Below are 19,707 nucleotides of genomic sequence, written 5' to 3' on the forward strand. Positions count from 1 at the left end.
ACGTCTGGTCATTAAGCCATCACACGTCGGATTCTATGAAGAGGAGTTTCTTTCCCTACTGGGCTATTTTTTCCCAGAAGCCGCGCTCGTCCTTGATGTTTGGAAAAACGAGCTGTTCTTGGTAGATGGTAAATGGGTGAGATATTATGGTGTTCCCCGCTAGCCGCAGGGTGAGCATCTTGCTTTCTACAGTCCACGTACCGATCGTTGTAGGCGATCGCCCCGAAGCCGTTACTTCCCACGTTGTCGCAGCACCGTCAGTATTTAAGACCAAATGCTCATCCTGCGGATTCTCGAACACAATAGTAGTTTTGCGCCAGTGTCCTACCAAGACGCGTACACTTTCGGCATCAATCGCCGAGGGCGCACTAGCATCTCTACTATCTAATGTTGAAGAAGAGAGAGGCGAAGAGCTTTTGTCTACACCTCTACTGTCTTGTTGACATCCTATCAAGCTGACCAAAGCAAGTACAAGTAATGCACTTTCCTTTGTCATAACCGTATACCTCCACTTATAGCTTCCGAGAATCTAAGTAGGCAGACCTAATTAAATGTAAAACGCCGCAAACCACCCTCACCCTAAATCCCTCTCCCTTGGGAAGAGGGACTTTGACTGAGTACAAACACATATAATACTTAGCTCTTGGATTAGAGCTAAAATACCAGTCCCCAGTAATAGTTCATTAGATAGCGAGATTCGCCTACCTCAGGTTTTGTGTTGGGTTACGCGAGGCTCCACCCAATCTACGATGATGCGATCACACTTTGGTGCCGTGGGCGTGGCTCTATGGTTTTCCTACTCACCGATACCGAATGGCTCGCGTTGGAACCACAGGATGATGTCAGAGATCCGTAATTCTGCATTCGCTTGTGCGGACACAACTCGGAAGAGAAAGTCGTTCTGATTCCCTGCCCGCAGGATGTTTGGATCGATGACCTCGTGGATCGTCTGGACAATGGGAGCGTTAAGCCCGGAGAGGTTTAGTAGTCGTTGAGCGTTCAAATCAATTTCCATATTGACGCTCCCGCCGGGAGTACGAACGAGAAACATCAAAACTGCACTCTGTCGAGTACTCGCAACTGCGATGTCACCGGGGAGAGTAATTGTGAATCTCTGTTCTCCTGGTGTGCCAGTTTGAGGGTTAGGAACGATAGTAACGCTTTCGTCCCGCATTACGAGGTAATCTGCTACGCGTGCCATTGTTCTCACCTTTTCTTATAGTGGGGGTTGCACTTTGCTTCATTAGACCTACCAGCGCACCCCCTGATACCTATAAAGCCTAACTGGGAGACAACCGATCTGTAATGGGTCGTTTAGCGAATCCTTTTGTTAAGTAAAGAGAAGTAAATGCGCTATCCAGAGTTAAAACTGGGAGAATCGCAGTCATCTCCTGAAAGCACTGGTAGTCTCAGCTTCTTTGCGCCCTTCAAGGAGAATTGCGATGACAACACTTTCCGAGCAAGATTATCAGAAAGTTCTGATTTTTTTGCATGAGCTTTATATTCCCGGTAATCTCAAAGACTTTTCGGCTCGTATTTTGGCAGCGATCCCTAAGCTTGTGGCAGCAGATATACCTGGCTATTGTGCGATCGACTTCACACAAGATCAACTTTTAGACGGAACACCGCTTCCCGGAGTTTCTAGTAGTTATGTGAAAGAGGTGGTTAATCAACACTTTCATGAGCATCCGTGGGTAGCGCATTACTTAAAGACTGGTGATCTTGGAGTTTCTAAGTTGTCAGATTTTGTCAGTAAGCAACAACTTTATCGCCTGAAGACGTATCAAACATTTCTCCGCCCTATCAGTATGGAGGAACCAATGGGAGTCATTTTACCTCATGCAAATTCAGTCAATGTTGATGCGGTTGTCCTATTTCGGAGTGAGCGAAGCTTTACGGAACGCGATCGCGCCATCCTCAACTTGTTACAGCCCCATCTAACGCAAGCTCGGCAAACGGCTCACCTGTTTTCTCAAGTGCAGCAAGGGTTTTCTCAAGTGCAGCAAGGGTTTTCTCAAATTCAGCAAGAGAACCAGCAGCTAGAAGATTCCTTGAATGTCGCTGGTGTTGTTGTCCTCTCAAAGGACGGGCACATCCAGTTAATGACTCGCAAAGCGGAGCAGTGGTTACGGCAATATTTCCCATTCATGCAGATGGGACAATCATTACCAGAGAATTTGCAACGATGGGTCAAGTATCAACAGTCCTTGCTTTCACAGAATGGAGCGGTCTCAAAGCCTCGCCTGCCCTTAAAGGTGGAACAGGAGGGTAAACAACTGATTACGAGGTTTGTCACTGACCCTGCCCAAGAGCAATATTTACTACTCCTAGAGGAACAACAACAGCCTAAATTATCAGTTGAGTCTTTTGAGCTATTGGGTTTAAGCAGACGAGAAGCTGAGGTGTTTTACTGGATTGCTAAGGGCAAAGAAAATCTAGAGATCGCTGATATTCTTTGCGTTGGCGTTACAACAGTAAGAAAGCACCTGGAGCATATCTATCAGAAATTAGATGTTAAAACTCGTACATCAGCGGTTGTGGAGGCTTTGAAGCGGCTAGGGATGCTGCACTGTGAGGGGTGACAATCTACGCACTATTAACAACAGCCGTGTTTGATTTCTTGAGTGAGTTGATGAACTACGGTACAAATCATAGGAATTTTGCTTGAAGCAGCGAGGGAGCGATCGTCCAAATTATTTAGGTGAGATTCTCTTATATCGTTTTAGCTAGAAAAGCTTCTGGTTAGCCCTTCAAGCAGGGTCACTTCATTCGTCGATTCAGTTAAATCTCAAACCACAAGGATGCAGCCTAGCTTCTTGTTAGGCTGTCGGCTAACTTATATGTAGCGTGTGCCACTGTGCTGCTTTCTTATCCATTTCTTTGATAAACCCGTCTTTGCCATCCACATACTCATCTACATTCTGTAGGTGCTTTCTTGCTAACTTGTCAGTAGCTCAGAAGGTAAGCCACTGGTTTTACCAGTGCGACTTGAACAGCTTTTAGCGTTTCCGGCGTTCCTGAGCGCGTGTAAAGTAACTCCCACGGTGGCTTGAACCGAACCGTAGGAGGATAAACACATGTCGGAATTGTATCAAAGCCTTTCTCACAGCAAGTGGGATTGCAAGTATCACGTGATTTTCGTGCCCAAGTATCGTCGAAAGACCATGTTTTTGGAGTTGCGGCAATATTTGGGGCCGGTGTTTCATGAGTTGGCGCGTCAAAAAGAATGCCAGATCATCGAAGGACATTTGCTGGTGGATCATGTGCATCTGTGCATTGCGATTCTGCCGAAACATGCCGTGTCGTCCGTGATCGGCTTTCTCAAGGGCAAAAGTGCCATTGCAATTGCCCGTCGATTCAAAGGCAAGCAGCGCAATTTTGAGGGAGAGAATTTCTGGGCACGGGGCTACGCCGTCTCAACCGTTGGATTTGAAGAGGAGGTGGTGCGTCGGTATATCCGAGAGCAAGAAGTGTTTGAGCAAAGTGGACGATTCTAATTGACTCACAGACACCTTCAGCAAGGACACCCGCCCTTGGGGCGGTCACATTCATCAAGCCACCAGCTTTGCTGGGGGTGTCTGACTCGCGCTTTAATTCGCTATATCTCTGTGCGTCTTCAGGATGTGCAACCATGTAATCTCTAAATGCCAAGTGACGCTCTACTTGGTCTGAACCAAGCTTAAAAGTATGAACATGGTGCGTTCTGACACCTTCTTGACTGTTCTTACGGAAGTATCGACGACCAAGAATTCCATACTCACCCATCACTTCGTAACCAAGTGATTCCATTGACGAACTCTGCCCATCCACCTTAACAATGTCTTTGACCTCAACTAACAGATCGATAATGGGCTTGGCATAGATGCCGGGAATAGCTGTGCTGCCAATGTGGTGTATGGCAACAACATTTTCGCCCAGAGCATCAGTGACTCGTTGCGATTCAACCTCAAACGCCTCCCACCAATTAGGGTCATGCGGGACAACTTCTACTTTCTTCATGACTTGAGTATCTCACAGATAACTTATAAGCCACTATCCTCATTGATAACTACTGAAATGCTACTGCTTGGCAGATCCATAGCTCTTCTCAAGATAGTGAACTTCAGGAGCATCTTCACGTTGTCCTAAATCAACCCAGCCGTGCCTGATATAAAATCTCATCGCCACTAGATTCGTAGGACTGACGCTCAAACGTGCTGCCTTATAACCAAGATGCTTGAAAAAGTTGGCTGCGTGTTGATCTAATTGCTTACCAAAACCCTGACCTCGAAACTCTGGAATCAGGTAAAACAAATTTACATAGCCTACGCTTGAATCATGTTTCCAACGTCTCATTTCAATTTGTGCAATTATTTGCTCTCCTTTCCAACCGTGTACGCAACTGTTTGGAATTTCTGTTGTTCGCTGTCTCAGCCACTGCAAATATCCCTTTACCCCACTTCCATCCTGTTTATAGAAGCGATCGGTTGAGCCAAAGCTGCAAATATAGGAGTCTGCCCTAAACTGAACACACAAATCTTGATGCCGCTCCAAGTTGATAGGTTTGAACTCAAGAACAGAAGATTGCAACTGCGCCTCTCCTAACTAAATTTGTGTATTGTTAATCCATTCTCTGGTATTTTCTAGGCAATAATTCGCTGATAGTCATGCTCTCCACCTCCGCAATAATCACTTTGCAACCAGGAGCATAATCGAAAATCAACTCACGACACATACCGCACGGTGGCACAACTCGACCTTTACGATCTACAGCAACTATTGTCTCAAGCTCTGTATCTCCTGCTGCTGCCGCCATTCCGATCGCAATTGCTTCAGCACAAACCGCAATCCGCCCAACATACGCTTCCAAATGGACAGAGGAAAAAACTTTGCCTGACTTTGTTCGCAATGCTGCACCAACATGGTGATAGTCTTCTTTGAAACGCTTAGCGATTATGGAGCGAGCATTTTCAATTAGTTCTTTATCCTTTAACTCCATATGAGACACAGAATTTGGTATATTGTAGTACATCCTTCGATGATGAGCATAGAAAAGTTAACAGAAAGGTGTTGCTGAATGGCACTGAACCCTCTAAAGACTTATTGAAAATTTCAAAGGGTTTAGCGATCGCTCCCTCACTGCTTTAAGCAAATTTCCTACGTTTTGTACCGTAGTCCACCAATTCACTCAGAAATCAAACACGGCTTTAATACAGTTAAAGCCAAGCAGAAGGAAAGCTTCAACATCCCTTCAGTCTTGAAACACTTTTAACAACATGCCGATTTTGGCAGGGAATATGTCTTATGACTCGCCACGGAGCAATGCCTTTGGGAGGCGACAACCCTCCTAGCTCAACCTTTCACGATCAAGGCAAATTTGGACGGCTTTTTCCCACACTGCCTGCCTTTGCTGCCGACAACCCCACCCTACGCGCTGCACTTAAAGAAGTGGGAAAACAAAATGGCATTATGGATGCCAAAGATGATGTGAACGACCCGGTTGGGCTAATCACAAACCCTGCAAAAAGCCTGAACAACCCCAACCATCCCACGCTCACCGCAGGCATGACGTTTCTGGGGCAGTTCATCGATCACGATATGACGTTCGACCCGACTTCTAGCCTGGAACGTCAGCAAGATCCAGAGACGATCGCAAACTTCCGCACTCCGACTTTAGCTTTGGACAATCTGTACGGAGCGGGGCCAACGGCATCACCTCATCTGTACGATCAAAGCGTAGATTTTGGGCTGACGAGCTTTCTAGTCGAGGAGATTCCCGGCTCCGAGATGGTGTCGCGCGATGGCAAACCTCGATTTGATCTGCCGCGCAACAGCCAGAACACCGCCTTGGTGGGCGACCCCCGCAACGATGAAAACCTGATTGTGTCTCAGCTTCATCTAGCGTTTTTGAAGTTCCACAATGCGGTAGTCGCACGGGTCAAGCAAGAAACAGAGTTGACCAGCCCCAACAGCATTTTTGCCGAAGCCCAACGGTTGGTGCGCTGGCACTATCAGTGGATTATTGTGCATGAGTTTTTGCCCAAAACAGTCGGGCAGGAGATGGTGACTAAGATCTTGACTGAAGGGCGGAAGTTCTACAACTGGCGCAATTTGCCCTTCATCCCCGTTGAGTTCTCCGTTGCCGCCTATCGCTTTGGGCATTCCCAAGTGCGTCCGAGCTACCGAGCGAACTTTGGGGCAAAAGCAGACGACAGCGAACAGTTTATTGCGCTGATTTTTGATGACGGTAGACCGACTTCACCCGATCCGGCTGACCCTGACCCGAACGATTTGCGGGGCGGCAAGCGGGCAAAACGACGCTTTATCGACTGGCAAACCTTTTTTGAGTTTGGCGATGGTCGATCGCGCCCCAACAAAGCACTCGACACCACGCTTTCCTCTGCGCTGTTTGATCTGCCCGGAATGCCGGGAGCAGAACCGCAATCGCTCGCGCAGCGAAACCTGCTGCGAAACCTCACTTTTCGTGTGCCTTCAGGTCAAAGTGTTGCCAAAGCGATGGGTGAGAAACTGCTTGAGCCAGCGGATCTAGCCGACCTGAAGCCGTTTGCTTTAGACAAACGCACGCCCCTGTGGTTTTACATTCTGCGGGAAGCGGGCGTGATGGGTCAGGGCAACCATTTAGGGCCAGTCGGTGGTCGCATTGTGGCAGAAGTGCTGATTGGTTTGATGCAAGGCGATTCTTTGTCTTACTTGCAGCAAGATCCAGAATGGGTGCCGACTTTGAGCTTGAATGGCGAATTCAAGATGATTGATTTGCTGCAAATTGCTGGCGTTGTTTCACCACTCTAGCAGGACAATTCTGTTAGGCGATCGCAGCTTTGAAATTGGCTTCAGGCTAGAAGCAAAACCCGATTAAACAAGTTACAAACGTTGACGTTAGCCTGTCAAATACTAACCCCCTTGGGTATTGTAATCGATCAATTGATGGTGCATGATGAATGTATCGAGAAGGCAATCTCAAAGCTAAACTATCTTCAAGCTGCGAGATGCAACACTTCATCAAACTGATATTAAATATTGGGCGCTGTAGCTAATCGCAGTTTGCAACGGTGATTTGCATCGCAACTGTAGTTGGTGTGTTGCAACGGCTTGTAACTCGGAGAAAAACGAGCAGATTGATGAGACGGTGGCGATAGAGAAATTACAGGTCTCTATCTTGGTTGAACTCATACTGTGAAATTGGAGAAACACAATGGAATTTCTACTCATTAAATCACTTACCTGCAACGAGACCGAAGACACCACTGGCGACGATGAATGTATGATGGAGACGTATACTAACGCCGGTCGCAAAACCTACCGACAGAACATGAACAACGGACAGGTCTGGGAGATCAACGACGAACTCCCGTTCACCGTTCGAGCCAAGGTTAAGTTATGGGATCTGGACTTGGGACGCTGGCCCGACCGCCATGACCATCTCGGTACGGTTGTCATTCGTGATACTCCGGTGCAGAACTCCAGCGCCAGCTTCACGCTTGATGGTGCTGACTATGTTCTTACATGTGATGTGAGGGCTTAACACTAGTCTGCGGTTAATCCTGGATTTCTCACTACTATTTTCAAAAGTTGAAAGGCTAGTGAGAAGTCTGGATTAACTGATGCAATGCAACGGATAAACAGAAGTCCTCGTGCTAGGTTCGAGGTTGCTTTTCGTTTCTGATCACAATCATAAGGAGAATAAGTTTATGATTCGTACCAAGCGGATTGGAGCAGGAGATTGGAGCAGGAGATTGGAGAACCGTTGAAAGCTTCTGGAATACCAATGGAACTGCCTTTTTCAAACTTCCTGCCGGTGCCTCTGTCAAAGTTCGTTATGGCGTAGGTTTTGTCGGATTCGATCGCCAGAAACAAACTCTCGACGGCTCAGGCTACAAAAAACTTCCAGTGGGAACTGGCTCGATCTCACGCGCCAGAATGCAAGTCAAAGTGTCTCAAACGACAGACATTACCTATGATATCTACGGCGGCGGTATGGTTTCCCTCAAACTTGGGGGTTAGGAGGGCAGTTCACATCACTATTCAGCAATGCTAAGATTGTTAGTACAAATTTGAGCGATCCTTACAACATTGAAGGTAGGACGATGAAACCTTCAACTGATGAAACGCCCGAACGACAACTGCTCAAACAATACCCAGGTGTTCGTGAATTTGTAGAGTTGCTTCCAGAATACACCCAGTGGCGCTCTAACCTGGCGACCGTTTTTATCGATGCAGAAAAGTTTTTCGTTATGCGTAGCGATCAACTGATGGACGATGACCAAATTCTCGTTGAGTGGATTCGCTTGTTCCGTCCAGAACTTATTGAGGACTGAGTTCATGACAACCCAAAAGATCAGGACTCTGGTTAAGCCACCAGAGGAAGTTGATGATTTTCAGGAAGACCCGCCCAATGAACCGGAGATTAAAACGACGCATAACAGTAGACCCGTCTCTAAGATCCCTGCAAGCAAGGTTCTGATTGATGGTGAAACCTACTCCGCTGTCGAAGGTGATCTCCTATTAGATGACGATGAGCTAGATCTTTACCACCAGCACCAGCAGGCACGAATAGCCCAGCGAGAAGCAGTACGCTTTGCGGAAGCAGTTGGCTTCGGAGAAGCTGCTATCACTACCGGAATCTTAGGAAACAACTCGCTCATTGGGATTGTTCAGGGTGGAAAAATCGTGCGCTGGTCACCTGGTACAGTGCTGACCTACTGCGTTCTCCGTCACACATTTCCGCGTGACGAGTGGTACGAGGAAGTCGTTGACAATATGCGGGCGGCGACGATCGCATGGGAAGAAATCTGCGGAATCACCTTCGCGTACCGCAGTGACCACGACGACAGTGGAATGTTGCGTCCCCCTGGAATCGCCTTTCCTGTTCGCCATATCAGTGCTAACGGCGCATTCATTGCTGCGGCATTCTTCCCTAACGATCCAGTTAACCGCCATCGAGTGTTAATTGATCCATCGTACTTTACGACACGCTTTGACCGAGTTGGGGTGCTCCGTCATGAGTTGGGGCATGTCCTTGGTTTCCGTCATGAGCATATCCGCTCAGGAGCACCCCCTGTCTGTCCTCGTGAAAGTACAACTGGCACGATTGATCTGACTGCTTACGATCCGCAGTCGGTCATGCACTACTTCTGTGGTGGTGTTGGTGGTCGCACCCTCGCTATCACAGATGTTGATCGCGCAGGTGCCCAAAGTGTGTATGGTCCCTCTCTCCGAAGCTTTGAACTTGTAGAACTTTAACTCTAAAGGAGATACTTCAATGATTACGACTGACAAGAACACTGTTGCTTTTTCAGAAAAAGACATTCCGCAAGAGATGGCAACAAGCACTAAAACCAATGGTGCTAGACGCGGGATTACCGATGTTGAGGCTGCTTTACAGGAGCAGATACAGGATGATCGCTATACTGGAATGCGATCTGACATGGGTATGCAGTTCGTAGAGAACCTAGAGATTCCAAACATGGGTGACTTGTGGATTCCTGGATATCGAGTGATCACTGAGAACCTAGCTAAAGAGTATGGACTCCAAGCAGCATTCGAGGATGATCCATTCTCGGATCTTCCCCTCGACGAGCCACAACCTGCATCCGGTGCGATTAACGGTAACATCGTTAACTCTTTCGTGGACGGTGTTACAGGACAACAGAAGAATGATGTTCTTAACTCTTGCTTACTCGCTCAACTTGCTGCTAACGTCAAGTTTGACAAAACACAAGATCCTATCAACTGGACGAAGTTCTACGGTAACGTGCTTGAGAACGTTGGTTGGGTTATTCCCCAGTTTCAATTCCGGGGGTTGAGATCCAACCAAGCACGATTCACGATGGATGCAGTGGTCATTCGGTTGCTCAAGGGTCTTTTGACGCAAGATCAGATGGAAACTGTTCAGGCAACGATCGATGCTGTGAAGGCACTCGAAGAAGGAGATAGGCGACTGCGAATTTTCTCACGGGAGTCAACTAAAAACTCGGCTGGAGACTTCCTAGTCTCAAATGTCGGAGTATCGGCAAACGAAACGCTATCGATGAAGTTGGGAGCATTTGCCTTCAACACCTCCTCAAGCGTAACGAACATCCTCTGGTGGAGCTTTTCCGGAAATGCTACATCAATGCAGGTGATGAGTACCACCTTTGTTCTCAATGAGCAAGTGTATGAACGAGTTCGGGATGCCATCCTAAACAAGCTCGGTAATCGTGCAGTGAATTACATTGGCGGATTGGATATTGGAGATTGAGGAGCCAATTATGAGTGCTTTCTTAAGAGAAACCGTCAGATCCTTAGATGTTGGAAGCTATCCGTCGAGTTCGCTACAGCTTACAGACAGTGCTAGTGGTGCTGTTGTCGCGGGGAGTCTTGTTGCCCTAGATGATACTCTCTCTGAACAACACCAGCGGGATGTTCTGGAGAGTCTTCTACTCGCTCAACTAGCCGCTAGCGCGAAATCTGATCGGCACAAAGATCCGATGAATTGGTACAAGGTGTATCAGCAAACTCTTGAGACGATCGGTTGGGTTATCCAGACGAGTACAACGATGTTGCGGTACCTACCACCAGGAACCCGCTTCACGATCTCTAAGGTCGTCACTGACCTATTCCAGCGCAAGGTTGCAGAGGAAAATCTCTCACTCGTCACAAGAACGCTCAATGCTTTCAAGCGCGATCCCGGGAACTCTGCTCAATTTGTGTTCGAGTGTCCCAGTCATTCTGGTGGTATTGGCAACTTCCAGTTTGGATTGGCGACTGAGGAGGACGGTGCTGCTAGCTTACAACTTGGGTACTTTGCCTTTAGCACTACAGCCCATGTGACCCGACTTGCCTTTGAGGAGTTTCCAACGGATGCGAAGTTCCAGGTCGGATTTGTTGCTCTGACCCTGAATGAGCAGGTATACCAGAGCGTGCGCTCTACGGTCTCTGCAAAGGTAGCCAGCAGATTCGCTGGTTCAACTGCACAGATTGAATTGGCTCCCTAGTGCGACTTCATCAAACCTGCTGTGCAAGTAATGGGAGCAAGTTATCCTTTACTAGACTCTCTTGCAAAAAAGGTCTTCTGAATATGGACTAGGTTCAATTCAAACCGTCGGTTTGGGAGCAAAACGTTTTTCATACCCCGTCCGCTTGCGGCGGGGTTCTTGATCTCAGGGCGATCTCCAGCAATTGTAAATTCAAAGATTTTTCATCTACAGGCTAATCTCTAATCAGCATCGATGTTCTCTTTTAAGAGGTTCTATTCATGCCATGAAGATAGATGTTACTCGTTTTTTGAAGCACTACTCCGCAAACAGAAATTTCTTTGAATGAAATTGCTAACCGACTCATGAATGAGGTAGCGCGATCAATGAAAGACTTTGATCAATTGTTAAATACGATCGAGCAACAGAGAATCAACTGAAAACGCAACCTTCATTCTTAGTTAGCCGCCGAAACTGACGGCATCTGGAGAGTTCAATGTTATTCCCAGACAGTAGAGTACAACGACTCGCTCCGAAAAGGAAGTTTTGGTTTTATGTAAGAGCGTCTTTGCTAGTCGTTTGCGGTGTAGTTGTGTCGGTGGCTGCTGCTGGTACTGCCTTCCAAGCTATCTCCACAGATCGAGACACGCGGCATCTCGGCGCTGCCGATCGCTTGGTAGATATGACAGGCTATAAGTTGCACATACACTGCACTGGCTTTAACCAGCCCGATGGTCTTACTGTTATTCTTGAATCGGGACTTGGCAGCACAACCTCAACCTGGGCGCGAATTCAAGACGAAGTATCCGAAAGTGCCCGCGTATGCTCATACGATCGCGGTGGAATCGGTTGGAGTGACACAAGCCCTCACCCAAAAGACGGCGCTAGCATTGCCCGTGAACTCAACAAGCTGCTGCAACGTGCAGGCGTTTCAGGAAAACTGCTCCTGGTTGGTCACTCGACTGGAGGGCTTTACACGCGTATCTTTCGGGCCCAATATCCTGAACGAGTCGCGGGGCTGGTGTTACTCGATGCCTCCAACGAGAACCAATTTTCTCAAACGCCGGACGGAGAGACACAATATCGAAGACTCAAGGGTGCATACAGTCTCCTCCCGATGGCTGCAAGGGTAGGGTTAATTCGGCTGAGTTCTACGTGCGATTTGCCCAAAGACTTTCCAAGCACAGCCCGTTCAGACTTCCATGCCATGTGTTCGAGAACGAGTACCTGGAAGTCTCAGCAGCACGAAGTGGACGCGATCGCAGCATCTATGGCGCAGGTCAAATCGCAGCAGCCGTTGGGCGACCTGCCATTAGTCGTTGTCACGGCAGGCAGCGATCCACAACCCCTTGAGGGCTGGTTGAACTTGCAGAAGGAACTTGTTGCCTTGTCAACCAACGCAATACACGTCGTGCGACCCAACGCGACCCATATGGGACTGTTGCTGAATGCTGAAGACGCTCACGCTTGCAGCACAGTGATTCGGAACCTACTGAGGTCAATTCACAGCGAACCATCATCTGCGTCGAACCGGGTCATTAGTCCAAAATGAATCATAAAATGAAAGCGATCGTTCAATCTAAGTATGGTTCAGCAGATGTGTTGAGCTTGAAGGATGTTGACAAGCCCGTTGTGCGAGACAACGGCGTGCTGGTGCGGGTTCGTGCCGCGTCTGTCAATGCTGGTGACTGGCATCTCATGCGAGGGAATCCATTCCCCATCCGCCTCATGTTCGGGGGGCTACTCAAGCCAAAAATCAAGATCCTTGGCTTTGATGTAGCAGGACAGATCGAAGCCATTGGTAAAGACGTTACGCAGTTTAAGCCTGGTGATGAGGTTTTTGGAGACCTGTCCGAGTGTGGTTTCGGTGCGTTTGCCGAGTACGTCTGTGCAACCGAATCAGCCTTAGTGCTGAAGCCCGCCAACCTCTCATTTGAGGAAGCTGCAACCGTTCCTGGTGCCGCCCTTGCCGCACTACAAGGACTGCGAGACTATGGGCAGATTCAGTCGGGGCAGAAGGTATTGATCAATGGTGCGTCTGGTGGTGTAGGATCATTCGCGGTGCAGATTGCGAAAGTATTTGGCGCTGAGGTGACTGCTGTATGCAGCACGAAAAAAATGGACATGGTGCGATCGCTTGGCTCAGACCACATCATTGATTACACGCAAACCGATGTTACCCAAAATGGGCAGCGGTATGACCTGATCCTTGATGCGGCAGCCTACCGTTCAGCATTCGATTATTTGCCAATATTGACTCCTGAGGGAGCCTATGTCCTAGTCGGCGGATCGACTGCTCGATTTTTCCAGGTGATGTTTCTCGGCTCTTGGATTTCGCGTATCAGTCACCGTCGGGTGAAATGCCTAGCTTCAAAACCCAATCAAAAGGATCTCATCACGTTGAAGGATTTGCTTAAAGCTGGAAAAATTGCACCCTTCATCGATCAATACTACAATCTGAGCGAAGTTCCTATGGCAATTCGCCACCTCGAACAGCGACAGGTGCAGGGGAAAGTCGCCATCTATGTTTGGTAAGCAGCAGCTTATCAGCCCATGACCTAGAACTCTACGGTGAAGTCTCGCTACTGCCTATGAACTTAATAGATGATCTTGTAAGGGCTGAAGAGATTTTGGCAACCCTATCAATGATGGAAATCTTTTCAGATGAGATTGCCAGCCAACTTGTAAACGAGGAAATAGCGCGATCGTTCAAAGCCTTTAATCAATTGTTAAATGCGATCGGACAAAAGAGAAGCGAGTGAGAACCAAGCGCGATCTTTCTCATTACGGCACTCTCTAAATCGTCAACGATAAATTGCATCATCGATCGTGGCTCGGAAGAACTCGCCCTCCAACTCAAACCGCTCAGTGCCGAAGTACTATCCAATCAGTAGACGGGTTGGAATCGTGTAGCCACAGAATCTAGTCCCTTCCTCTACAATTCCACTTGAGAGAAATTTGTTTAATCATAATTGACTCCAGTATTTTGATATTTCTTGCGATCGCTATCCCTCACGATGCAAACTCATAGTTAATCTCTGTAATTCTTCCTTTAAAGTAGAGCCGAATGCCTTCTGGATACTCCCATCCCACCTCGCCTTCTAAGGGAATCAGCATCCCGTTGCGAACTGAATATTCCCAAAATCTTCCGCTCCAAGGCATTGCAGTCAGCTTGTCACGATAACGAGCTTCAGCCCGCATCGTCGCGATCGCTCCGTCAGCATTAAACTGAAACACAAGGGAAACCGTTGTTGCGCCATCCGTTAAAGTCGCGCGAGCGGAGGTGTCATTGACCGCTTCCCAGCGCACACCCTGACTCGGTAGTAGTGCAGTAGGATACCAAGTAGCTTCAGCAAAGAACCGCAGTAGTTCACCTTGGTCACCTTCGGGAGTACCGCGCACATCCGCAACGGTGAAAAGACCGAGTAATGATGCGTGTAAGCTGCCTTCTCCTAATAGATATGCATCGTGAACAAAGGCATTCAGTCCTGGAGCCATCTGGATACGTGCATCCCAATCAAAACCCAGGCGTTGAGTCATCACAAGTTGAGTGGCAGTAAACGGACTCCACTTATCTTCCGTTTCACTCATGTTGAACTGTCCCTGTTGAGAGAGCTTGACCGCAGCGACGATTGCTTGTCCATCCTCAAGTACTGTCCGAAAAAATCGCTGCACTGGGGCTGGCAAGCCTTCAAGCTCTTTTGGATCATAGATTTCTGGCTCACTGGTTCGCCGTCCATTTGTTAATTTGGTTCGTAGGCGATCGGTATCTGATTGCCAGCGATAGCTACCATAAATGGCAGCAACTCCCAAGCTGACTACGATCAAAAAAACAACAATTGCAATCCATTTAATCCACATGATACTGACCTATATTTGTTGGTTTAGAATTTGATAGAGGGTGATGATGATAACGATCGCAAAAATGGTTGTGTAAATTAACTTCGTATACTTAGCTAACCAACTTGGAAGATAGATATCAAAGTTGTCCTTTGTGGAATTGGTGTATTTTCGAGCAAGTAGATTTAACGGGCAATGAGAGTTAAAGACAAGTAGGATTAGCCCTTCTAGAAATACAAATCCATACCCGATCCAGAGCCAGATATTCAGCTTGTTAGAGACTGCGGCATAAAGCATATAGAAAATCACAACGTTGAAGAATAGCCAGATCAACGTGTGAGTGGTTTTAATCAGTATCAATTTGCTTCCACTTTTCATGTTGTGCCAATTCTAAATACTTCGATCGTCAATGAACTTTCATTAGCTTTAGTGTGCGGCTTGCTTTGACAGAAGCTATCGTTTCTTGACAGTCCCCAAGCCTAGCCCAGATCTCCGGACTTGGGGAGAACCCACATATTCTATTGACCCCACACCAGATAGATCAGCGTTCAACTGCTCACTCACATTAACCACAGCGCTCCCCACGCCACTATTTCGGACTGTCGCCTGTTTAGTCTGAAACGCCTCGCCTTGGTAGCTTCCGACCCCGGAGAGGCTGAGATCCAGCGTATCGGCGCTTCCTGAGATCGTGACTTCCCCCACACCATCCATCACAACTGCCAATCGTTTGCCCTGGATACCCTGTGCCTCAATAATGCCAACCCCGTCAGTGTTCAAGCTCTCTAGACTCTTGACCTCTACAACAAACTTGATGGGCTTGCTCGGATTCATATCGCCATCTTTCGCGATGGTGAGATACAAAGTGTTGTCAGCGACACGGCTTTCTAGGAGAGGCAGGATGTTATCGTCGGCAGTGATCGTGAGGGATTCTTTCCCGGTCTGCTGCACCGTGACTTTGCCCACGGATTTAAAGGAAATCGATGAAAATCCACTCACCGATCGGGACTCAGTTTTAACAATGCCTGATCCCCTAACACCGCTGCTTAGATTGACAACACAGCCTGTGAATAAAACCAGAAAGACCGCCATCAAACCATATAACAGCGATCGGCGGCGGGATGGACGTTGACGAAGGAAGAATATTTTACGCATCGGATGACCTCTATTAAAAACAAATTTTCAGGTGTCTACAGATTCCATAAACCAACTTGTTCTAAATTGCGCTGGGTCAGCGTGTAACAACAGTAGCAATGCCCAAAAGTGAAGTAATCAAACACAGAACTGAGTAAGCCAAACACCAACATAAAGTTGCGGATGAAGCGCATGTCCCAACGGTGGGGTTGGCTGACCTGCTCTTTGTCTACCCGATCTGTAGCGATCGTCAATTCTGGAAAATCTGTCAGGAGGTTCGTCAGCAAAATCTGGCTGGGCAGCAGCGGCAAAAAGGGCAGAACTAGAGAGATTCCCGCCATGCTAAACATATTGCCAAAATTAGCGCTCGTTGCCATAAAAACATACTTCAGCGTATTGGCAAAGGTAATCCGTCCTTCTTTTACGCCTTCGATGAGAACATTCAAATCCTTCTGCATCAACACAATGTCAGCAGCTTCTTTAGCGACATCAACCGCGCTCTCGCCGGAGATGCCCACATCGGCAGCATGAAGCGCGGAGGCATCGTTAATGCCGTCTCCCAGATATCCCACGACGGTTAAAGTATTTCGGTTCCTACTGACTGCTAACTCCGTCAGTCGTGCGTCCGCTCATTTCGCTCGGATGAACGCGGTAGATCGCGATCGCTTCTGACCGTCCTTGAGCATCAATCCAGGTTCGATTGATCGCAGGAGATAGCGTTGGATTACGGTCTTTGATCAAGTGCATGGCTCGATCGATCTCCGGTTGTTCGGTAAGGCGATCGGCTCGACCATTCACAATCACGCTGCGCCAATGTGGTGGATTGTGGATATCCTCAACCTGTAGGCAAACTTCTGGATTCGCATCAATGTCATGCGTCTTCATGCCTTCGGTTGTAAACAGGTAGATGTCCGCATCTTCGAGATAATACTGCATGGGCATCACGTAAGGTTTGCCTTCATGGATGCAGCCCAGATGCCCGTACCCTACTTGGTGTAGCAGTTCGTGTATTTCTTTTGAACTCATTTCGTCAATATCTAACATTGCTATCCTCCTAAAATCAGTAGTACTTGAGTGAACCTGCCAAATTTGTTTTTACTAAGCGCGATTTTTTGTTAATTCAATTGATACGGTATGATTGTGCCAAATTCGTGTTTGATTTGTTGAGTGAGTTGATGCACTACGTTACAAAACGTGGGAATTTTGCTCGAATCCTTGAATCTGGGAAGTTTCATCAAATATTTTCAGCGTGACCAGCGTTTGATTTCGCTATCAGTGACGCGACCCCTTGCGGGTAACTCGAAGAGATCGCAAGATTTATTTTCAAACTTTGTATAACTTCAACCCTAGAGAGAGACATTAGCAAAGGAAAAGCTCTATTGTTTCGATCTGTAGTAATGTTTGATTTCCTGAATTTTAGATCTGGAGATCTGTTTTATGGTCAAGAGATCGCTTCAAGCATCACCTCCTGGGATTCAACAGGCGAAACGAGCGTTTGCTCTCAAGGGATGGACTCAGGACAATCTAGCAGGCGAAGTGAACCTCAAGACACGCCAACCGATTTGGCGGTTTTTCACTGGGCAATCCGTTGACCGCCAGATCTTTTTAGGAATTTGTTCTGTGCTGGACTTAGATTGGCGTGAGATCGCGGTTGATCCGCCAACAGACTTTCCTGAATTGGGCGGCGTAAGTCGCGTTCTCCTCCCCAAGCTTGATGATCTAGTCGGTCAAATGCGATCGCAGCGCCGAGACAAAATTCAAGACCAGTGTGGCACCCTGCAATTGTTAGACGTTGGGCATCCCGTTAGCCTTGACGATATGTATATTGATATCAACGTTTTACAGTCCATTGTCAGCCTTCAATGGTCAGAAGTTTCTGACCCACAGACGCTCGAACCCGAAGCATTTGAGCGCTTTGGCTTAGGGGAGGTCGATCAGAAGCAGGTATTGGGTGTAACCGCTGTGGAGGATTACTCTAAGGTCAGGATGCTGGGCAGACCAGGGTCAGGAAAAACGACGTTCTTGCAGTATCTCGCTGTTCAGTGTAATCAGGGACAGTGGGAATCAGAGCGGATACCCATCTTCATCACGCTGCGGCATTTTGTCGAAGAGTCGAAAGCCACGGGTAAGGTTAGTTTGCTTGACTACATTCGCCAAGAGTTTCTCGCTTCTGGCGTGATGGATCAATCTGCGATCGAAACCGTGCTTCAGGCAGGCAGAGGATTATTGTTGCTGGACGGCATGGATGAAGTGCTGAATCATGAGAATGCAGCAGTGTTGAAGGAAATTCGGCGCTTTTCGGACAAATATCACAAAAATCTGTTTGTCGTCACCTGTCGGACAGCCGCTCAAAAATTTAGCTTGCGAGGCTTTACTGATGTAGAGGTTGCTCCATTTACACAAGCGCAAATTACTGCATTCGCTCAAAAATGGTTTGTCGCTTTTACCAAAACGACGGCTCAAGCAGGAGAGGCACAATCGTCTCAGTTTATGCAAAGGCTGGACGAGCCGACAAACTGGCAATTTCGCCAAATGGTCGTTACGCCGCTGTTTTTGCACATGGCTTGCTGGGTGTTTCAGGGGCAAGGAAGATTTCCGACCAAGCGGACGGAGTTTTATAAAGAAGGACTGGATTTGCTGCTGGGCAAATGGGATGAAGCCAGAGGAATCGAACGAGATGAGGTGTATCAAGGGTTTCGCTTGCCCCAAAAGCTAAAGTTGCTGAGTCAACTCGCAGCAGCGACGTTTGAGCAGGGTCAGTATTTCTTTGAACAACGAGTGGTCGAACAGCACATCGAAGAGTATCTGCGCCATTTGCCTAATGCTTCAACCGATGCCGAAGAACTGCAACTCGAAAGTGGAGCGGTACTCAATGCGATCGGGGCGCAGCATGGATTATTAACGGAGCGATCGCGGGGGATTTTTTCTTTCTCTTATCTGGCGTTTCAAGAATACTTTACGGCGCGAAATATTGTTGCGAGTCACAACCTCCAGGGGCTAGAACAATCGCTAAACGGTCTGGTAAGCCACATCAGCGATCCCTACTGGCGCGAAATCTTTTTGTTAACGGCGACGATGCTGCGGAGTGCAGATTCACTGGTGCAGTTGATGAAGCAACAGATTGATGCGCTAGTTGCCAAAGATCCGTATTTGCAAGAGTTTTTGCTATGGGCAAGCCAAAAGTCGCAAGCTGTCCCAGCCGAAACAGAAGATGCAATGGTTCGAGCTTTTTACTTAGCGATCGCTCGCACGCCTCACATTGCCTCTGATTTCGCGCTGGCTTGCACACTCGATCAGGGAATGTTTTTTGATGTGGCGCTGGATGATTTGATGCAATCTTGTGTGATCGATCAAAGCTCAGACTTCGCCCATGCTCATCTTTGCAGCAATGCCCTGAGTAATATTTTGAGCATTGCTTTAGATGTTGGCTTCCAAAAATCGCTGCATCAACTTCAGAGTGAATTCCCAAATTCTAATCAGACTCAGGAACGGTTTCAAACTTGGTGGCAAGCAAATCATACTGCCTGGTCGAAACAGTTAAGGCAGGCGATCGACGATTATCGCCAGATTCATCACCACTGGCAATTTAGCCCAGCGCAAGAACAAACGCTACAACGCTACTACACAGCGAATCAACTGCTGCTCGATTGCCTGCGGAGCAACTGCACGGTGACGGCGGCAATTCGGCAAGAGATTGAAGCGACTCTATTACTGCCTCAGCAAGAACTGGAAGCGAGAGAATGGCAATAAATCCAATATGACAAGCAGCTTTGTAACGAATTCT

Annotated in this window: 22 protein-coding genes and 1 pseudogene; 13 read left to right on the forward strand and 10 right to left on the reverse strand. The window is 47.8% G+C overall.

The genetic code is table 11. The annotated features are described in order from the left end of the window. Nucleotides 1-55: 55 nt before the first annotated feature. Both ACJ2PR_RS12780 and ACJ2PR_RS12785 read right to left on the reverse strand, forming a co-directional pair. Entirely contained in the window at nt 56-496 is a 441-nt protein-coding gene (locus tag ACJ2PR_RS12780) for a hypothetical protein (protein ID WP_446877273.1), read from the reverse strand. A gap of 300 nt (nt 497-796) precedes the next feature. Further along, complete coding sequence (locus ACJ2PR_RS12785) at nt 797-1,015, reverse strand: hypothetical protein (protein ID WP_446877274.1); 219 nt, start codon at nt 1,013-1,015, stop codon at nt 797-799. Between the two features lie 427 nt (nt 1,016-1,442). Here ACJ2PR_RS12785 and ACJ2PR_RS12790 point away from each other — a divergent pair, with 427 nt between their 5' ends. Both ACJ2PR_RS12790 and tnpA read left to right on the forward strand, forming a co-directional pair. After that, entirely contained in the window at nt 1,443-2,582 is a 1,140-nt protein-coding gene (locus ACJ2PR_RS12790; RefSeq protein WP_446877275.1) for a response regulator transcription factor, read from the forward strand. A 495-nt stretch (nt 2,583-3,077) separates the two neighbouring features. Continuing rightward, a complete protein-coding gene (tnpA, locus tag ACJ2PR_RS12795; RefSeq protein WP_446875475.1) occupies nt 3,078-3,497 on the forward strand; it encodes an IS200/IS605 family transposase in 420 nt (139 codons plus the stop codon). Nucleotides 3,498-3,591: 94 nt separating this feature from the next. Here tnpA and ACJ2PR_RS12800 read toward each other — a convergent pair. The 3 genes and pseudogenes from ACJ2PR_RS12800 to ACJ2PR_RS12810 form a co-directional block, all read right to left on the reverse strand. Further along, nucleotides 3,592-3,999 (reverse strand): annotated as a pseudogene (locus tag ACJ2PR_RS12800) (GrpB family protein); the annotation flags it as partial. A 60-nt stretch (nt 4,000-4,059) separates the two neighbouring features. Beyond that, nucleotides 4,060-4,569: a GNAT family N-acetyltransferase gene (locus tag ACJ2PR_RS12805; protein ID WP_446870735.1), complete on the reverse strand. Its 510-nt coding sequence runs from the start codon at nt 4,567-4,569 to the stop codon at nt 4,060-4,062. Between the two features lie 31 nt (nt 4,570-4,600). Next, complete coding sequence (locus ACJ2PR_RS12810) at nt 4,601-4,978, reverse strand: cytidine deaminase (RefSeq protein WP_446877276.1); 378 nt, start codon at nt 4,976-4,978, stop codon at nt 4,601-4,603. A 305-nt stretch (nt 4,979-5,283) separates the two neighbouring features. Between ACJ2PR_RS12810 and ACJ2PR_RS12815 the strand changes: the two genes are divergently transcribed. The 10 genes from ACJ2PR_RS12815 (at nt 5,284) to ACJ2PR_RS12860 (ending at nt 13,714) form a co-directional block, all read left to right on the forward strand. Then, on the forward strand, nt 5,284-6,789 hold the full coding sequence (locus ACJ2PR_RS12815; RefSeq protein ID WP_446877277.1) for a peroxidase family protein: 1,506 nt from the start codon (nt 5,284-5,286) through the stop codon (nt 6,787-6,789). Between the two features lie 403 nt (nt 6,790-7,192). Then, entirely contained in the window at nt 7,193-7,522 is a 330-nt protein-coding gene (locus ACJ2PR_RS12820; RefSeq protein ID WP_446877278.1) for a hypothetical protein, read from the forward strand. 185 nt (nt 7,523-7,707) lie between these two features. Continuing rightward, entirely contained in the window at nt 7,708-8,001 is a 294-nt protein-coding gene (locus tag ACJ2PR_RS12825) for a hypothetical protein (RefSeq protein WP_446870739.1), read from the forward strand. Between the two features lie 83 nt (nt 8,002-8,084). Further along, entirely contained in the window at nt 8,085-8,315 is a 231-nt protein-coding gene (locus tag ACJ2PR_RS12830; protein WP_446870740.1) for a hypothetical protein, read from the forward strand. Nucleotides 8,316-8,319: 4 nt separating this feature from the next. Further along, complete coding sequence (locus ACJ2PR_RS12835; RefSeq protein WP_446870741.1) at nt 8,320-9,240, forward strand: hypothetical protein; 921 nt, start codon at nt 8,320-8,322, stop codon at nt 9,238-9,240. A gap of 19 nt (nt 9,241-9,259) precedes the next feature. Next, nucleotides 9,260-10,237: a hypothetical protein gene (locus ACJ2PR_RS12840; protein WP_446877279.1), complete on the forward strand. Its 978-nt coding sequence runs from the start codon at nt 9,260-9,262 to the stop codon at nt 10,235-10,237. A gap of 10 nt (nt 10,238-10,247) precedes the next feature. Next, nucleotides 10,248-10,973 (forward strand): hypothetical protein, encoded by a 726-nt coding sequence (locus tag ACJ2PR_RS12845; RefSeq protein WP_446870744.1) that lies wholly within the window; start codon nt 10,248-10,250, stop codon nt 10,971-10,973. A gap of 547 nt (nt 10,974-11,520) precedes the next feature. Continuing rightward, a complete protein-coding gene (locus tag ACJ2PR_RS12850; protein ID WP_446877280.1) occupies nt 11,521-12,504 on the forward strand; it encodes an alpha/beta hydrolase in 984 nt (327 codons plus the stop codon). Between the two features lie 8 nt (nt 12,505-12,512). Beyond that, a complete protein-coding gene (locus ACJ2PR_RS12855; protein WP_446877281.1) occupies nt 12,513-13,487 on the forward strand; it encodes an NAD(P)-dependent alcohol dehydrogenase in 975 nt (324 codons plus the stop codon). 56 nt (nt 13,488-13,543) lie between these two features. Continuing rightward, nucleotides 13,544-13,714 carry a hypothetical protein gene (locus ACJ2PR_RS12860; RefSeq protein ID WP_446870747.1) on the forward strand — a complete coding sequence of 57 codons (171 nt, stop codon included), beginning with the start codon at nt 13,544-13,546 and terminating at the stop codon, nt 13,712-13,714. 250 nt (nt 13,715-13,964) lie between these two features. Here the strand turns inward: ACJ2PR_RS12860 and ACJ2PR_RS12865 are convergent, their stop codons facing one another. The 5 genes from ACJ2PR_RS12865 to ACJ2PR_RS12885 all read right to left on the reverse strand — a co-directional run bounded on the left by ACJ2PR_RS12865 (nt 13,965) and on the right by ACJ2PR_RS12885 (nt 16,967). Then, nucleotides 13,965-14,813, reverse strand: coding sequence for a DUF6920 family protein (locus tag ACJ2PR_RS12865; protein ID WP_446877282.1), 849 nt, complete (start codon nt 14,811-14,813; stop codon nt 13,965-13,967). Between the two features lie 9 nt (nt 14,814-14,822). Next, entirely contained in the window at nt 14,823-15,152 is a 330-nt protein-coding gene (locus ACJ2PR_RS12870; protein ID WP_446870749.1) for a hypothetical protein, read from the reverse strand. A 93-nt stretch (nt 15,153-15,245) separates the two neighbouring features. Beyond that, nucleotides 15,246-15,944 carry a GIN domain-containing protein gene (locus tag ACJ2PR_RS12875; protein WP_446877283.1) on the reverse strand — a complete coding sequence of 233 codons (699 nt, stop codon included), beginning with the start codon at nt 15,942-15,944 and terminating at the stop codon, nt 15,246-15,248. Nucleotides 15,945-15,979: 35 nt separating this feature from the next. Continuing rightward, the gene (locus ACJ2PR_RS12880; RefSeq protein WP_446877326.1) at nt 15,980-16,540 is read right to left on the reverse strand and encodes an HAD-IC family P-type ATPase; all 561 of its coding nucleotides are present in this window, start codon (nt 16,538-16,540) and stop codon (nt 15,980-15,982) included. Then, complete coding sequence (locus ACJ2PR_RS12885) at nt 16,518-16,967, reverse strand: pyridoxamine 5'-phosphate oxidase family protein (protein ID WP_446877284.1); 450 nt, start codon at nt 16,965-16,967, stop codon at nt 16,518-16,520. The genes ACJ2PR_RS12880 and ACJ2PR_RS12885 overlap by 23 nt, the downstream gene beginning before the upstream one ends. A gap of 393 nt (nt 16,968-17,360) precedes the next feature. Here ACJ2PR_RS12885 and ACJ2PR_RS12890 point away from each other — a divergent pair, with 393 nt between their 5' ends. Then, a complete protein-coding gene (locus ACJ2PR_RS12890) occupies nt 17,361-19,673 on the forward strand; it encodes an NACHT domain-containing protein (RefSeq protein WP_446877285.1) in 2,313 nt (770 codons plus the stop codon). The last annotated feature ends 34 nt before the right edge of the window (nt 19,674-19,707 follow it).

The sequence above is a fragment of the Phormidesmis sp. 146-33 genome, assembly GCF_052939515.1.

Excerpts from the sequence above, each read along its gene's own strand:
- ACJ2PR_RS12780 (WP_446877273.1), bottom strand. The coding sequence starts at position 496 with ATGACAAAGGAAAGTGCATTACTTGTACTTGCTTTGGTCAGCTTGATA.
- ACJ2PR_RS12785 (WP_446877274.1), bottom strand. The coding sequence starts at position 1,015 with ATGGAAATTGATTTGAACGCTCAACGACTACTAAACCTCTCCGGGCTT.
- ACJ2PR_RS12790 (WP_446877275.1), top strand. The coding sequence starts at position 1,443 with ATGACAACACTTTCCGAGCAAGATTATCAGAAAGTTCTGATTTTTTTG.
- tnpA (WP_446875475.1), top strand. The coding sequence starts at position 3,078 with ATGTCGGAATTGTATCAAAGCCTTTCTCACAGCAAGTGGGATTGCAAG.
- ACJ2PR_RS12810 (WP_446877276.1), bottom strand. The coding sequence starts at position 4,978 with ATGGAGTTAAAGGATAAAGAACTAATTGAAAATGCTCGCTCCATAATC.
- ACJ2PR_RS12815 (WP_446877277.1), top strand. The coding sequence starts at position 5,284 with ATGACTCGCCACGGAGCAATGCCTTTGGGAGGCGACAACCCTCCTAGC.
- ACJ2PR_RS12820 (WP_446877278.1), top strand. The coding sequence starts at position 7,193 with ATGGAATTTCTACTCATTAAATCACTTACCTGCAACGAGACCGAAGAC.
- ACJ2PR_RS12830 (WP_446870740.1), top strand. The coding sequence starts at position 8,085 with ATGAAACCTTCAACTGATGAAACGCCCGAACGACAACTGCTCAAACAA.
- ACJ2PR_RS12835 (WP_446870741.1), top strand. The coding sequence starts at position 8,320 with ATGACAACCCAAAAGATCAGGACTCTGGTTAAGCCACCAGAGGAAGTT.
- ACJ2PR_RS12840 (WP_446877279.1), top strand. The coding sequence starts at position 9,260 with ATGATTACGACTGACAAGAACACTGTTGCTTTTTCAGAAAAAGACATT.
- ACJ2PR_RS12845 (WP_446870744.1), top strand. The coding sequence starts at position 10,248 with ATGAGTGCTTTCTTAAGAGAAACCGTCAGATCCTTAGATGTTGGAAGC.
- ACJ2PR_RS12855 (WP_446877281.1), top strand. The coding sequence starts at position 12,513 with ATGAAAGCGATCGTTCAATCTAAGTATGGTTCAGCAGATGTGTTGAGC.
- ACJ2PR_RS12860 (WP_446870747.1), top strand. The coding sequence starts at position 13,544 with ATGAACTTAATAGATGATCTTGTAAGGGCTGAAGAGATTTTGGCAACC.
- ACJ2PR_RS12865 (WP_446877282.1), bottom strand. The coding sequence starts at position 14,813 with ATGTGGATTAAATGGATTGCAATTGTTGTTTTTTTGATCGTAGTCAGC.
- ACJ2PR_RS12875 (WP_446877283.1), bottom strand. The coding sequence starts at position 15,944 with ATGCGTAAAATATTCTTCCTTCGTCAACGTCCATCCCGCCGCCGATCG.
- ACJ2PR_RS12885 (WP_446877284.1), bottom strand. The coding sequence starts at position 16,967 with ATGTTAGATATTGACGAAATGAGTTCAAAAGAAATACACGAACTGCTA.
- ACJ2PR_RS12890 (WP_446877285.1), top strand. The coding sequence starts at position 17,361 with ATGGTCAAGAGATCGCTTCAAGCATCACCTCCTGGGATTCAACAGGCG.